At 70.9% G+C, this 12,034-nt stretch carries 11 protein-coding genes and 1 pseudogene; 5 read left to right on the plus strand and 7 right to left on the minus strand.

Annotation, left to right across the window (positions count from 1 at the left end):
• Positions 1–186: 186 nt before the first annotated feature.
• Positions 187–765 carry a hypothetical protein gene (locus tag ACFHWU_RS19110; protein WP_416556551.1) on the plus strand — a complete coding sequence of 193 codons (579 nt, stop codon included), beginning with the start codon at positions 187–189 and terminating at the stop codon, positions 763–765.
• Between the two features lie 97 nt (positions 766–862).
• The gene (locus tag ACFHWU_RS19115; protein WP_416556550.1) at positions 863–2,896 is read left to right on the plus strand and encodes an AAA family ATPase; all 2,034 of its coding nucleotides are present in this window, start codon (positions 863–865) and stop codon (positions 2,894–2,896) included.
• Between the two features lie 22 nt (positions 2,897–2,918).
• Here the strand turns inward: ACFHWU_RS19115 and ACFHWU_RS19120 are convergent, their stop codons facing one another.
• The 5 genes and pseudogenes from ACFHWU_RS19120 to ACFHWU_RS19140 form a co-directional block, all read right to left on the minus strand.
• Positions 2,919–4,988 carry an AAA family ATPase gene (locus ACFHWU_RS19120; RefSeq protein WP_416591177.1) on the minus strand — a complete coding sequence of 690 codons (2,070 nt, stop codon included), beginning with the start codon at positions 4,986–4,988 and terminating at the stop codon, positions 2,919–2,921.
• 75 nt (positions 4,989–5,063) lie between these two features.
• Positions 5,064–5,267: a hypothetical protein gene (locus ACFHWU_RS19125; protein WP_416556548.1), complete on the minus strand. Its 204-nt coding sequence runs from the start codon at positions 5,265–5,267 to the stop codon at positions 5,064–5,066.
• 152 nt (positions 5,268–5,419) lie between these two features.
• Positions 5,420–6,382 carry an SEC-C metal-binding domain-containing protein gene (locus ACFHWU_RS19130; RefSeq protein ID WP_416591178.1) on the minus strand — a complete coding sequence of 321 codons (963 nt, stop codon included), beginning with the start codon at positions 6,380–6,382 and terminating at the stop codon, positions 5,420–5,422.
• Complete coding sequence (locus ACFHWU_RS19135) at positions 6,333–7,715, minus strand: sensor histidine kinase (protein ID WP_416591179.1); 1,383 nt, start codon at positions 7,713–7,715, stop codon at positions 6,333–6,335. The genes ACFHWU_RS19130 and ACFHWU_RS19135 overlap by 50 nt, the downstream gene beginning before the upstream one ends.
• Positions 7,712–8,261, minus strand: a pseudogene (locus tag ACFHWU_RS19140) (response regulator transcription factor). Before ACFHWU_RS19140 ends, ACFHWU_RS19135 begins: the two are co-directional and overlap by 4 nt.
• A gap of 35 nt (positions 8,262–8,296) precedes the next feature.
• On the opposite strand from ACFHWU_RS19140, the gene ACFHWU_RS19145 reads away from it, so the two are divergent.
• From ACFHWU_RS19145 to ACFHWU_RS19155, 3 genes are all read left to right on the plus strand, one after another.
• Positions 8,297–8,968: a methyltransferase domain-containing protein gene (locus ACFHWU_RS19145; RefSeq protein WP_416591180.1), complete on the plus strand. Its 672-nt coding sequence runs from the start codon at positions 8,297–8,299 to the stop codon at positions 8,966–8,968.
• Between the two features lie 654 nt (positions 8,969–9,622).
• Complete coding sequence (locus ACFHWU_RS19150) at positions 9,623–9,868, plus strand: hypothetical protein (RefSeq protein WP_416569478.1); 246 nt, start codon at positions 9,623–9,625, stop codon at positions 9,866–9,868.
• Between the two features lie 18 nt (positions 9,869–9,886).
• Complete coding sequence (locus tag ACFHWU_RS19155; protein ID WP_416556558.1) at positions 9,887–10,138, plus strand: alpha/beta fold hydrolase; 252 nt, start codon at positions 9,887–9,889, stop codon at positions 10,136–10,138.
• Positions 10,139–11,146: 1,008 nt separating this feature from the next.
• On the opposite strand, the gene ACFHWU_RS19160 is transcribed toward ACFHWU_RS19155, so the two are convergent.
• Together ACFHWU_RS19160 and ACFHWU_RS19165 are read right to left on the minus strand one after the other, a co-directional pair.
• Positions 11,147–11,371 (minus strand): FAD-dependent oxidoreductase, encoded by a 225-nt coding sequence (locus ACFHWU_RS19160; protein WP_416591204.1) that lies wholly within the window; start codon positions 11,369–11,371, stop codon positions 11,147–11,149.
• A gap of 339 nt (positions 11,372–11,710) precedes the next feature.
• Complete coding sequence (locus ACFHWU_RS19165) at positions 11,711–11,899, minus strand: DUF397 domain-containing protein (RefSeq protein WP_416591181.1); 189 nt, start codon at positions 11,897–11,899, stop codon at positions 11,711–11,713.
• Positions 11,900–12,034: the final 135 nt, after the last annotated feature.

Genomic DNA, 12,034 nt, shown 5'->3' on the forward strand with positions numbered 1-12,034 from the left:
GTTGTCGGCCTGCCGCAGGGGGCTGACGGAACGTAGCGTGGAGGCTACTGAAGGATATGTGGTCGGTGATGCCGGTGAGTGTCGTGCCGGATATCCATGGCAAACTTTCGATCCGGTGGCGCACGGCCGCCCACCGTGCCGGCGGCGAACGGCCGCCCATCCCCGACGGAAGAGAGCCACCGACCAATGGACCAGCAGCAACTGCAGACGCTGCGACAGATGCACGTACGGCAACGCATCCGGCCAATCGTCAATCAGTACGAGGTCCGCGCCGTCGGCCCGGACGGCTCATCCGGGCCGCTGCTCGCCTTCGCCCAGCAGAAGCGGCTGGCCTTCCGTGAACGGGTCACCTTCTACGCCGACGACCAGCGCCAGCAGTGCGTACTCGGGTTCAACGCCCGGCAGGTGGTCGACCTCGGGGCGACCTACGACGTGACGGACGCCGCCGGCCACCCGATCGGACTGTTCCGCAAGGACTTCACCCGGTCGCTGCTGCGCTCCACCTGGCACCTGGAGCAACCCGGCCTCGGCGTGGCGACCGGCGCGGAGCGCAACATGGTGGTCGCCGTGCTGCGCCGGATCGGCGACCTGCCCCCCTGGCTGCCGTACCACTTCGACTTCACCATCGACGGCCAACCGGCCTTCTCCGTGGTACGCAAGTGGAGCCTGCGGGACAACTACCAGGTCGACATCCACCACCCGCAACTGGACCGCCGCCTGGTGATCGCCATGGCCGTCGCACTGGACACCCTGCAGTCACGCTGACCTGCCGATCCCGCCCCGGGGCGGCCGGTGGTGCCATCCCGGCTGTCGGGCCGGGGCGGCCGCTGGCGTACCGGCTTCACTAAGATATCGATTTGTGATGGCCGGATGTGGGCAAGCGACCACCAGTCTGGACCGACGGCTGCGGCAGACCCGGGAGCACCACTTCGTTGGCCGGGCCGCCGAGCTCGCTCTGCTGCGGCAGGCGTTGGAGCGCGCCCCCGAACCGCTCGGAGTGCTCTACCTGCACGGGCCGGGCGGCATCGGCAAGTCCACCCTGCTGCGGTACTTCAGTGACGAGGCGGCCGCAGCCGGGCGACGGGTGGTGCATGTGGACGGCCGGGCGGTCAGTCCGTCACCGGGCCGGTTCGAGCTCGCCGCCGGCGACGCGCTGGCCGACGACACGGCGGTGCTGCTGGTCGACTCCTTCGAGCAATGCCAGGGGCTGGAGGACTGGCTGCGGGACCGGTTCCTGCCGCGACTGCCGGAGTCCGTCCTGGTGGTGTTGGCCGGCCGGGGCGGCCCCGGGCCGCAGTGGCGGGCCGATCCGGCCTGGCGTGATCTGCTGAAAGTGATCCCGATGGGCAACCTGTCCCGGGAGCATGCCGTCGCGCTGCTCAACCGCCGGGGCGTACCGCCGGATCTGCATCCCTCGGTGTTGTCGTTCGCCGGCGGCCACCCGCTGGCGCTGCGGCTCGCAGCCGAGGTCGCGGTCACCCACGACGCTGCCGCCACCGCCGCCTGGCGGCCCAGCCTGAACGTGGTGGAGACCCTGCTCACCCAGTTGATCGGGGAGACGCCGTCACCGCTGCACCGGCAGGCGCTGGAGATCTGCGCGCATGCCCAGACGACCACCGAAGGACTGCTGCGGGCGGCCCTGGACCGCGACCCCGGGCCGATCTTCGCGTGGCTGCGTGAGTTGCCGTTCATCGAGTCCGACGCCCGCGGCCTGCGTCCGCACGACGTGGTCCGTGACGCGCTCAACGACGACCTGCGCTGGCGTGACCCGCAGGGCTACGAGACGATGCACCGGCGGTTGCACGCCTACCTGCTCGAGCAGGCGTTGGCCGCCACCGGGCCGACGGTGCTGCCGGCGGTCGGCGCGATGATGTACCTGCAACGGCACGCGCAGGAGATCCGCCGCTACTTCACCTTCGCCGGCGAGGGCGAGGCCTACGAGGCTCCGTACCAGCCGGCGGACCGGCCGACGGTGCTGGACCTCGCCGGCGAGGCCGAAGGCCCGGGGTCCGCTGCGCTGGTCGGCCTCTGGCTGGACCGTCAGCCCGAGGGCTGCCACGTCTACCGCAGCTCCGCCACCGACGAGGTGGTGGGCTTCATGATCTGGCTGGACCTGGACGACCCACAGCCGGCCGAGCTGGAAGCCGATCCGGTCGTCGACACCGCCTGGCGGCACTGCCGGGCCAGCGCCCCGCTGCGCGGCGGCGAACACATCGGTCTGGCCCGGTTCATGGTGCATCCCCCGTCCTACCAGCGGCCGTCGCCGGTGACCGACATGATCCAGATGCGGATGCTGGCCCACTACCTGCATGACAAGGGTCTGGCCCTGCACTACCTGGTGCTGCGCGACGCCGAGTTCTGGGGGCCACACCTGGCGTACTTCGACGACCATCCGGTCGATACGGTGCCGCAGGTCGGCGGACGCCCGTACCACCTGTTCTTCCACGACTGGCGGGTCGCGCCGCTGATGCGCTGGCTCAACCACAACCAGCAGCAACTGTTGTACGGGCTGCAGCCGCGTACCGCCCGGCCCGGCGCCGACCTGCTGGTGCTGTCCCGCCCCGAGTTCGACGCGGCGGTCCGGTCCGCGATGCGGGCCTGGCGCCGCCCCGACGCGCTCGCCGCCAACCCGCTGGTCCGTACCCGGCTGGTCGCCGACCGCCCGGACGGCGACCCGGTCGACGCGCTGCGCGGCGTACTCGGTGCCGCGCTCGACGGCCTGCGCGCCGACACCCGGTCACACCGGGTACTGGTCACCACGTTCGTGCACGGCACCCCGACGCAGGAGGCGGCGGCGGACCGGCTCGGCCTGCCGTTCAGCACCTACCGGCGGCATCTGACCCGGGCGTTGGACCGGATCAGCGACGCCCTGTGGCACCGCGAACTGCACGGCTGACTCAAGCTGAGCGACGGTCGGGTCACGACTCCCGGCGCCACAACAGTTCACAGACCCGGTCGATGGCGGCCCGCAGATGCCGCTTGTACGTGCTGGCCGGCAGGCCGAGCCGGTCCGCCGCCGCCTCCTGGGTGGTCGGCCCGGTGAGGTAGGTGGCGGACAGCACCCGGTACAGCTTGGCGTCGCGGGGGTCGTGCCGCAGCGACTCCGCGGCGTCGGCCAGCAGCGTCCGCAGCGTGTCCACCGGGTCCCGGGTGCTGGTCCGATCAGCGGCGGAGCCACCTCCGGGGGCGACCACCAGCCGGCTGCGGGTCAACGGGTTGGCCCGCAGCGCCGACTCGTCGTGCAGCCGCCGCAGCGCCGACCGGACCGCCGCGTCGAAGTCGGGCCGGGACAGCACCGCGTGGACCGGGGTCGCGACGGCGGTGCTCGCGCCGGTCGACGACCGGGCCGGCGCGGCGTTCAGCGGCCACGCGGTCACCCGGGCCGCCCACCCGTGCACCGGGACCGCCCGCCAGTCGTGCGCGTACAGGTCGTACGCCCGGCCGTTCGCCACCGGCCGGGGCCGGACCGGCTGGTGGTCGATGAACTCGGCCACCCCGACCGCCTCGTCGGCCAGCGTGAGGAACGACCAGGCGAGTCGCTGCGACCGAATCCACCACTGCAGGGTCCGCACGTGCATCAGGTCCCGGACCGCGGAGCGCCGCCGCGCCGGCAGCGGGTAGCTGAACCGGGTGACCAGGATGTGTTCGCCGGCCCGCGGCGGCGCGGTCGCGGCACACCGCCACACCGCCGCGACCACCGGGTCGGCGGCGACCTCGTCCGGATCCGGGCCGGTCAGCCGCAGCGTCACCTGGAACCCGGCGACGGCCCCGTCGTGCGAGCGCCGGTACACGTCGAACGCCTCCGGTTGGCGGTCCAGCCAGAAGCCGACCAGATCGTCGGTGCCGTCGCCGGACTCCCGCACGATCCGCCGCAGGGTGGCGTGGTCGTCGGGCGTCGCCAGGTCCGGGTAGACCGCGCCGCCGCCGTGGCGCAGCGCGAACGGCGCCATCACGGCGGTGTCCTGCAGAATGTGGTACAGCGAGCGGACCGCCGGTAGGACGGCGTCGCCGCTGGCGGCCCGTGCCCGGTGCAGCAGGTGGGCCGCCACCCGGGCGTGCATCACCTGGTAGCCGTGCGGGTCCCGCCAGCGCAGATCCGCGTCCAGCACACTACGTACCACGTCGTGCGGGACGACCCCATCGCGGCCACTTTGGACGAATGGCAGCCGGCGCAGCCAGGCGAACAGCTCCGCCGCCGCCTCGCCGACGACCGAACGCAGCAGGTCCTCGGTGGTGGTCAGCGCGTGTGAGCAGGTCTCCAGCGCGAGCCGGTGCTGCGCCGACGGCACCTCGCCGACCAGGTGGTGCAGCAGGGTCGCGACGACGTCCGGGGTCGGTGTCCAGGTGGCGGAGGCCCGCCGGTCGCCGACCGCGACCGCGGCGGAGAGGTTGAGCGCGAGCGGATGGCCGCCAGCGAAGCGCAGCACCGCCTCCCAGAGTTCACGCGGTACGCCGCGCCGGTCCAGCAGTTCGGTGGCCGCGTCCGGCGGCAGACCGCCGAGGCTCTCCACCCGCAGTACGCCGGACCAACCGAGGTCGGCCTGCCACTCGCAGTCCGGTGCCTGCCGGCCGGCGACCACCACGACGACGCCGTCCGGGATGCGCGGCAGGAACCGGTCCCGCAGCCAGCCTTCCAGACCCTGGCAGCGTTCGAACGTGTCGACGAGCAGGACGGCCGGCGCGCCGCTGAGCGCGACGTAGGCGGCTGCGGTGAATCCGGCCGGGGACGGGTCGATGCCGGCGCCGTCGACCTGGACGACGATCCGGCCGGCGTCGCGGGCGAGGGTCGCGAACCGACGCAGCAACATGGACTTGCCGATGCCGCCGGGGCCGTGTACGAACCACACCGGACATCCGTCCGGCGTGCCGGCCAGTGCGGCCCTAAAGGCGTCCAGTTCGGCAGTACGGCCGACGAACGCCTCCTCGCGGGCCGTTCCCAGTCGGTTTGCCAGCCGCCCAGCCACCGTACCCCCCGTGATCTGGTCCACCCGGCATAGTACGGTGGGTTACCGCCGGTGCTGAACGACAGCCCGGCTGCTGCGTCGAGTGGTCGACCCGCGTGTTCAGGCTGACTCCCCGCACTTGTCGGTCCCTGACGGTGTCGCCCGCCCGGCGGGTCGCAACTCGTCGCCGCCGGCGGCGTCGGCGAGCCGGCCGCCGACCACCCCGGCGGCGATCCGGTCCGCGACGACCAGACTCCCGGGGATCAGCAGCGCCGCGGTGAGCAGCAGCCATCCCCGCCGGTTGCGAGGTCTCCAGATGCGCATGCCCCGATCACACCCGGCTGTGGTGCAAGCCGGACGTGAGTTCGATGAGAACCCATTATGAACTGAGTCCCTGTCGTTTCCGGCAGCGGCTCGGGCGTAGGTACGGTGGTCGAGTCGTAGCTGCAGCGAGGAGGCCGAGTCGGACTACGGCGTCACGAGCCCAGGCCTGCTCGGCCGCAGCACTTCTTGTACTTGGTGCCCGACCCGCACCAGCACGGATCGTTGCGTGCCGGTGGCCAGACGATCGTGTCCTGGTCGGCGGCCAGCTGGGCGTACCGGGTCTTCACCGCCGAGTCGAGCGGCGACGCACCGATCCGCTCGGCGAACTCCGACAACCCGGCAACCGTGGCTGGCACCACGCGGATGGCCGGCACCCCGCTTTCGGCCAGGCCGCGCCAGCGACGCTCCGCCGCCGGGAAGTACGCCTCGTCAGGGTCGACGTACGCGTCGGGCCACCGGCGGCGGGCCTCGGCCCGCTCGGCGCGCTGAAACACCAGCAGCCGCAACTGGTCAGGTATCCGACCCGACTCGAAGTGCTCACGCGCCTCGTCCAGGGTCGTCGGCAGTCCGGTCGACTCAGCCATCCGCTGTGCCGGTGCCGCCGGAGCTATCTCGTCGGTGGCGTCGGCCGGCAACCCGAGCCGGCGCCGGACCTCGCGGCGGCCCCGGACCAGCACCGACGACATCTGCATCCAGCCGTTCGGCCCGCGCAGCGCCTCGAGATCGTCCGCCGTCAGGCGAGCGACGGCCCGGTCGTACCAAACCAGCGCCGCCGGCAGGTCACCGCGTTCGGCCAGCAACTCGGCGACGAGAGTGCACTGTCCCTCACTGAGGTCGGGGTCGCGGGCGAGCCGGGCCAGCTCCGCGTACGCCTCGCTGTCCGCCCCGGCCTCGAACTCGATCCCGGCCAGGTCGCACCGCGCGTAGCAGCCGTCCACGCCGCCCGCCGCGATCAGCTCGGCGAGCAGCTTGCGTGCCCGGTCGAGCTGGCCGGCCGCCCGCCACGCCTCGGCCGCTTCCAGCAGGAGTTCGGCCCGCTCGTCCGGATACTTCTCCGCGTCGGCCTCAATCGCCGCCGCCCGCGCGGCGGCCTGGTTCGCCGGTTTCGTCGCCACGGCCGGAGACCGTACCCGTAATGCCCGTCGACGTCACCGCGACACTCCCGTTCGGCGCCGGTCCGGTGGGGACGGTGAACCAGATGGTGGTCCCGCCGCCGGGAGTGGTGCCGACACCGACCTCGCCGCCGAGAGCCCGTACCGTGCCGGCGACGATCGCCAGCCCGAGCCCGCTGCCCTCGGCTGCGCCGCCCGCCGCGTCCGCCCGGTAGAAGCGGTCGAAGATCCGCTCGGCGGCCTCCGGCGTCAGCCCCGGTCCGGTGTCCGACACCGCCACCCGCACCAACCCGGCGTCGGCGTGCACCGACACCTCGGCGTTCGCCTCGACCGGCGTGTGCGCCCGTACGTTGGCCAGCAGGTTCGCCAGCACCCGCCGTAACGCGTCCGGGTCACCGGAGACGAGCAGATGCGGCGGCGAGTCCAACGCGATCACCCGTTGCGAGCGCGACAGCGACCGCGTCGGCGACCGCGTCGCGAGCCAGCACGGCGATGTCGACCGGCTCGTCCCGCAACTGCGGCTCGGCGTCCAACCGGGCCAGAAACAGCAGGTCGGACACCCCATCTTGGACATCCGGGCGGCCTCGTCGTCGAGCCGGCGCAGCACGTCCGGCCGGCGCTGCTCGTCGACCATATCGCCGCGTAACAGCTGGGTGTAGCCGCGGATCACGGTCAGCGGGGTGCGCAGCTCATGCGACGCGTCCGCGACGAACGACCGCATCCGCTGTTCGGATCGCTCCCGCACGGCCAACGCGGCGAGGATCCGGTCCAGCATGCCGTTGACCGCCAGGGTCAGCCGGCCCGCTTCGGTACGCCGTACCCGTCGGGGGTCGTCGGTTATCGGCACCCGGCGGTCCAGCTGCCCACCGGCGATCGCGTCGGCGGTCCGCGCGATGTCGTCCAACGGCCGCATCCGGGCCACGATCAGCATCCGGGCCAGAAACGCCAGCAGTACGGCGACCGCCACCGACACCAGCACCTCGATGCCGAGCAGCCGCGCCACGGTCTCCCGGACCGGGGCCAGCGGCAGCCCCAGCATCACCACGCCGGGGCCGGCGTCGACGGTCACCACCCGGTACCCCCCTTCCGGCGTGGTGATGCTGGTCAGCGGGGACCGCCCGCCGGGCGGCGGGGCCGGTGCGGCGTCCAGCAGCGGGGTCGCCGGCACCGGCGCGGTCGACGCGAACCGGGTCAGCTCGCCGTCACCGGTCCGGAACTCCACCAGAAACTCGGTGGGGCCGATCACCGCGCGTACCGTTTGGTCCCGCAGGTCCCGCTCGCCGACCCGGGCGATCTGCCGGCTGCCGCTGGCGACCAGCGCGGCGGCACGGCTCACACCTGTACGGCGGTACGCAGCGCGTAGCCGAAGCCGCGGTGGGTGAGATCAGCGGCTCACCCAGCGGGTCCAGCTTGCGGCGCAGGTAGCCGATGTAGGTGTCGACGACGTTCGACTCACCACCGAAGTCGTAGCGCCACACCGCCTCCAGGATCTGACTGCGGGACAGTGCCCGACCCGGCGCAGCACCGCCCGTACCCGGGCCAGCAGTTCCTCCACCGCGAACGGCTTGGTCAGGTAGTCGTCACCGCCGAGGGTTAGCCCGGAGACCAGGTCGCGGCGGGCGTCGCGGGCGGTCAGGAAGACGATGCCGAACCGGTGACCGCGTTGCCGCAGCCGCCGGCACAGATCGAAGCCGTCGCCGTCGGGCAGCATCACGTCGAGTACGACGAGATCCGGTCGACCCGACTCGGCGAGCTGCTCCGCCTGCGCCACCGTGGTCGCGGAGTCGACGGCGAAACCGTGGAAGGTGAGCACGGTGACCAGCATGTCGACGATGTTCGGCTGGTCGTCGACGACCAGGATGCGCGCCGATGTGTTGCCCATGTCCGCTAAACAGATCACGCCATCATGGGAGAAGGATGAGAACGGGTAACGTGCTGCGGGTGTCCGACGCCGACTTCCTGACCACCACCCGTGACTCCTACGATGTGATCGTCGGCGAGTACGCCGAGGCGGTGAAGTCGGAGCTGGACGAGTCACCGCTGGACCGGGCCATGCTGGGCATGTTCGCCGAGCTGGTGCGTTCGACAGGTAACACGGCGGTCGCCGATGTCGGCTGCGGGCCGGGCCGGGTCACCGTGCTGTTGGCCGGGCACGGGCTGGACGCGTTCGGTGTCGACCTGTCCCCAGGCATGATCGACCATGCCCGCCGGGCGTACCCGGGGCTGCGGTTCGAGGTCGGCTCGATGCTCGATCTGGATCTGCCCGACGGTGGGCTCGGCGGGTTGCTCGCCTTCTTCTCGATCATCCATCTGCCGTGGCAGCGGCGGCCGGAGGCGTTCGCCGAGTTCCACCGGGTGCTGGTGCCGGGCGGCTACCTAATGTTGGTTTTCCAGGTCGGCGACGACATCCGGCACCGGGACGAGTTCGAGGGCAAGCGGATCGACCTGAGCTTCCACCGGCAGCGGCCGGCCGAGGTGGCGCGGTTGCTGACCAAAGCGGGCTTCCTGGTCCTGGTGACCGTCGAGCAGACCCCGCCGGCACCGGGCCGCCCGCCGCTGGGCATGCTGGTCGCCCGCCGCAAACCCTGACAGGTGGGGACGATGTCCAGCTGGTCGCCGTCCAACTTGTCTACTGAGCCTCGACGCCGGCAGCCCAGGGTCGGTGAAGGGGGCTGAGTTGTTCGGGCGGTACGGGGCAGCGTGTGCATCGCCTCTTCCCGCGCCTGTCGGTACGCGTCGAGTGGAGGGTCCAGGCACGTAATTCATCGGGGATGACGTGCCCGGACCCTCCACTCGACAACGTGCCGGGGCGTGACAGCCCGACGCACGCCGGGCTCGGCGGCGATTGGTGGGGCATGATCGGATCGGGCCGGACATCCCGGCCGCCGCACTTCCGACCGGAACGACGGCTGGGGCAGCGGTTGACTGGTGGCCGCCGAACCGCCAGAGGGCTTCCCCGCCGGCGAAGTCGCCCACCAAGCGTCCGCCCAGACCGTGTCACCCGGCGAGTACGCCGTCGAATCCTGGTCGAGCAGGACGTGGTGCTCGGCGCGGGAGCCGGCGTACGTCCCGAGCCGGTCAGCCAGTGGCTGCCAGCGCGGCGATCCCCGGAATCCGTTCCAGTAAGGCGATCGCTGGCTCAGCGCGACCCGCGGCCCGAGTATGTTACTGGCTGACCTCGTCTCGCATTGGGAGCTGCCGTCCCCACATGTCGTAGCTCACGACTACGGCGGTGCCGTCGCGTTGAGGGCCCTTCTCTTGCACGGCTGTTCGTTCGCGTCGTTGGCGCTCGTCGACGTGGTGGCACTGGCTCCCTGGGGGTCGGACTTCTTCCGGCTCGTACGCGACAACACCGAAGCTTTCAGCGCGCTGCCAAAGGCCGTCCACGAAGGAGCGATCCGGGCCTACATCGCAGGAGCCAGTCACATGGACCTGACGCCTAGCCAGATGCAGGACCTCGTTTCTCCCTGGCTGGGTACCGACGGGTAAGCCGCGTTCTACCGACAGATCGCTCAGGCGGACCAGACCTATACGGACGAGATTCAGGGTCTCTACCCGCGTCTGGACTTGCCCGTTCTGGTGGTGTGGGGCAAGAACGACACGTGGATCCCTGTCGACCGTGCTCACCTACTGACAGAACTCATCCCGGGCGCTCAACTCGAGCTGATCGATGGGGCGGGTCACCTGGTCCAGCTTGACCAGCCCGTACAATTAGCCACGAGGTTGCACGGTTGGCTCACCTCTCAGGCCACGACTTGATGCGGTTCAACATCCGCTCATCGGCACGACAGCACACCGATCGTCGTGACGCTCGGATCGCGGTATTTCCGGGCGTCGCGGAGCAGCATGGGTAGCACAGAGCGTGACAGCCCTGCCGGCGCCGCGCGCGATTAGCTCACCGAAGAGTTGCGGACTGCCGCGCAGCGGTCGCGGTTGCCGGTGCCGGCTGTCGGCCGCGGTGGCTCGCACGGCGGGCGCAGGATCCGCCGACCTAGGCGAGGGTTACGGTGGATAATCAACAATCCGACGATGAGGCTGCAAATGATCAATGTCCAGGAGTTCGCGCGACGGCTGAGTACTCTCGGAGCTGATGCGTTCACCATCGACGACGTCGTGGACCTGGCGACTGCGGCTGATGTTCGCATCAGCGCAGACCTCGAGATTGACGCCGCCCTGGCGCAGCGCTTGCTCGACCAGATCTCGCCCACCCTGCCGGTCACCGGGGCCCAGATCGCGGCGTCGCAATGGCCGCCACCGGAGTCTTGCCGTCCTGCGGCGCCTTCGGTGTTGTTCTCCAGCCCCGGTGCCGTCGACGGACCGGCTGATCAGCCGACCCGTTCCCGCAGTTCTGGGCCTGCGGGTAGCGGCCGGCGACACGGCTCTCGACGAACTGGCAGGTGAACCTGCCGTCGCAGCTTTCAGCAACAGCCAGACTGCTCGCCGCCGCCGGCTACGACGTGAGCTGCGAACCCAACCGGCTGGTATTCGCCTGACGGGCGTTGGCACCCGATCTTCGACGTAGAATCCCGCGATCTGGGTGAGCCGTGGCGACTCTGGCTCACGGGCCATGACGTGCCCGAGCCGTCTACCTGAACGGTGCACGCCCCTGATGCCGGCACATGGTCATGTCGGGAATGTTCCAGACTCGATGACCGCCTGGAACCCGAGTGCGACGACCTCATCCGCCGCCGGCCTGCAACGCGGCAGATCCGGATGGCGCTGGCGGGCAGCAGGTAAGCAGCCCACGGGGTATGGATGGGCGACGTCTTATGACAGCCCAGTTGCGTACACGCGATCGGCGAGTGGGAGGAAGCCCGGCGTGATCTTGTGGTGAAGGACGTCCGCCCCGCGTGGACCACCGATCCAAGCGAAAGAGTCTGCGGTCACTCCACAAGCTGGAACCGATTTGTCCAGCAGAACGACCTCGGCTCCAGCCCGCGCCACCTCGAACGCCACGGCAGCGCCGACGATCCCGGCGCCCACGATCACCACTCGTGTCAACTACTCTCGGATCCCTCGCTCCGCGACAAGCCGGCATCAGCCTCTCGTACGCGTCGACCCACATAGCGACCATACCTAGAAACGAGGCTTCCGCTCATCGGCATGAGCGCACGCTGGTGCCCACCCGATCCGGTGAACAGCTGATGCGTTCCAGGAGGCTCGGCCGGTCGCCCGTCCCAAGTTGTACGGACTCTCGGCGGCGAGTGCGGCCGCTCGGACGTGCTGAGGGCCGACGCCCTGCACGTCGAGCGGCGGATGCATCCGGCGGATAGGTCAGCGCTGATGCGTGCCGGCTCTGCGTCCTCCTCCAAGGAGGCCGGTGTCGGGTGGTCAATGGCCGGCGGTGCTGACCTGGGTGACGAAGGTGGACCAGGCGGTGGGGGTGAAGGTGAGGGTGCCGCCGGTGCGGTTCTTGCTGTCGCGGACCAGTACCCGGCCGGGCAGGTTGTCGGCGACTTCGACGCATTCGCCGCCGTTGCTGTTGCTGCGGCTGGCGGTGCGCCACGCTGGCTGGGTCATAGCTGCCTGCCAATCCTCGCGATCAGGCGACTGGCCCGGGTGACCAGCCGGGAGGGAAATGTCGACCGCCGCTGCGGCCCTGCCCTTGACCCGGCGTAGGTGCGCAGGACGGGGCCGCAGCGTGGTGTCGGGTGG

The sequence above is a fragment of the Micromonospora sp. LOL_015 genome (assembly GCF_048060275.1).
Classification (GTDB): domain Bacteria; phylum Actinomycetota; class Actinomycetes; order Mycobacteriales; family Micromonosporaceae; genus Micromonospora_E.